Annotated in this window: 2 protein-coding genes; one reads left to right on the top strand and one right to left on the bottom strand. The window is 39.0% G+C overall.

Annotation, left to right across the window (positions count from 1 at the left end; translation table 11 throughout):
* Positions 1-85: 85 nt before the first annotated feature.
* Positions 86-1,273, bottom strand: coding sequence for a tetracycline efflux MFS transporter Tet(39) (tet(39), locus tag FTT76_RS17415; protein ID WP_180042151.1), 1,188 nt, complete (start codon positions 1,271-1,273; stop codon positions 86-88).
* Positions 1,274-1,338: 65 nt separating this feature from the next.
* Between tet(39) and FTT76_RS17410 the strand changes: the two genes are divergently transcribed.
* Positions 1,339-1,980 carry a TetR/AcrR family transcriptional regulator C-terminal domain-containing protein gene (locus FTT76_RS17410; RefSeq protein WP_004787586.1) on the top strand — a complete coding sequence of 214 codons (642 nt, stop codon included), beginning with the start codon at positions 1,339-1,341 and terminating at the stop codon, positions 1,978-1,980.
* Positions 1,981-2,063: the final 83 nt, after the last annotated feature.

The following is a 2,063-nucleotide window of genomic DNA, read 5'->3' as shown; positions in this document are numbered from 1 at the left end:
AAAGAGCATTTCGTATAACGTGTATTATGTTAATTTTAGATAAACTATAGAATCCATTAGTTTTTAAACCAATAAATTAAATATTTTATGGAACTCCAGAATATTTATTCAGGCGATACTTAAGCAATAAGGGTAGGGTGATTACATAAAGTATTGCAGCTAATGCCCATACCATTCCAGGAGCTGATGCCTGAGTCATAAAATAGAGGCTAGTAACTAATACAGGACCAATTATAGCCCCCAGACTATTAAAACTGCTTAATAGCCCTTGTAATTCACCTTGTCTTTCATCACTAATACCTCTGGACATCATTGCTTGCAAAGCAGGAACGGCTACTCCACCAAGGGCAAACAATGGTAACAACGCAAAAGGCACCCATTCTTCAACAGCAATAGATAAAAGAAGTAAACCAATTGCATCGCAAGCTATTCCACATAACAACGTATTTTTCTCTCCAAACCTCTTTACCATAGGGGCGATAGCAAAAACCTGTGCAATAGAATGGCATATTCCATAACTAGCAAGGGAAACACCTGCAATAAATATACTCCAGCCATAACGATCCTGCCCATAGATAACCCATAAAGTTGCGGGGACTTGTGAAACCAATGTGATAATTAAAAAGATACCAAGCAATGGAGCCATATTAGGTTGAGTGATCAAATAGGATAATTTCTTTAATATTGATTGCTCCTGAACCTTCTCAGTCATTTTATTGCTGTGTTTTGATTCTTTTAATAAGACTGCTGTCATTATTAAATTAATCCCATTCATAAAAGCAGCAGCAAAGAACGGTGCATGTAAGTTCCATTCACCCAAAACTCCACCTATTACCGGACCCGCTATAAACCCAATACCAAAGACAGCTCCAAGGAGACCAAACCTTTTTGCACGCTCATGGGCTGGAGTAATATCTGAAACATAAGCTGTTGCAACAGCCATGTTGGCACCTGTAATTCCCGCAAAAATACGACCAATATATAGCCACAATAGAGAAGGAGCAGCAGCCATTAGGAGATAATCAGCCGTTGCACCAGCAATTGAAATAATTAATACAGGTCGACGTCCAAATCGGTCACTCAACGCTCCAAGGATAGGTGCAAAAATGAACTGCATCAGAGCATACACAGCTAATAAAGCACCATAGTGAACACCGCCTGCTTCAGCTCCAGCCAATGACCGTAATAATTCAGGCAAGATCGGCATAATTAAACCAATCCCAACAGCATCCAGAAATATAGTGATTAAAATCACGCTCAATGATTTCTTCACAAATGCCTTCTCTAGCAATGATAGAATTAATATTCTCTCACACACTCCCTATCAGTGATAGATTTATGAGTAAAAAAGATATTGCACCTCAACGTCTGACACGTGAAATAGTCCTGCGTACCGCATTGGATATGTTGAATGAAGAAGGCATAGATTCAATAACCACACGCAAGCTAGCTCAACGATTGGGTATTAAATCTCCAACTCTATATTGGCATTTCAAGAATAAATCCTTGTTAATGGAAGCAATGGCGGAAACCATTATAAATGAACACCATTTAGTTTCTTTACCCATCGATGGGATGACATGGCAAGATTGGTTGCTCGCTAATTCTGTAAGCTTTCGTCGAGCACTACTAGCTTACCGTGATGGTGCTCGTCTACATGCAAGAACTAGCCCCAGTCAAGGACATTTCAACACGATTGAGGCCCAAGTTGCGCTGTTATCTCATGCTGGGTTTTCTCCTGTTGAAGCAGTTGCATTACTTATGACATTAGGAAGGTTTATTGTTGGGTGGGTCCTTGAGGAGCAGCAAGAAGAAATAAGATCAGACCCACCATTCGAAGCCGATCCAACTATATATCCACTCATGCTCCAAGGAGTGAATACCTTACAAAATATGAATGCGGATGACATTTTTGAAAATGGGATTCGTATGGTGATTATCGGTGCTGAAAGACAACTTGATATTAAAATGCAAACTTAACTCTATACTGCTTTAAGCAACTGTTCTATTTAGTAATAAAGCTTTTATCCTTAATTATTTAACATAATAGAGGTTATACGAAA

Origin of the sequence: Acinetobacter sp. YH01009 (genome assembly GCF_013420765.1) — a bacterium.
GTDB lineage: Bacteria > Pseudomonadota > Gammaproteobacteria > Pseudomonadales > Moraxellaceae > Acinetobacter > Acinetobacter amyesii.
This window is presented reverse-complemented; position numbering and strand designations above follow the sequence as displayed.

Coding starts and splice junctions, on each gene's coding strand:
- FTT76_RS17410 (WP_004787586.1), top strand. CDS start 1,339: ATGAGTAAAAAAGATATTGCACCTCAACGTCTGACACGTGAAATAGTC.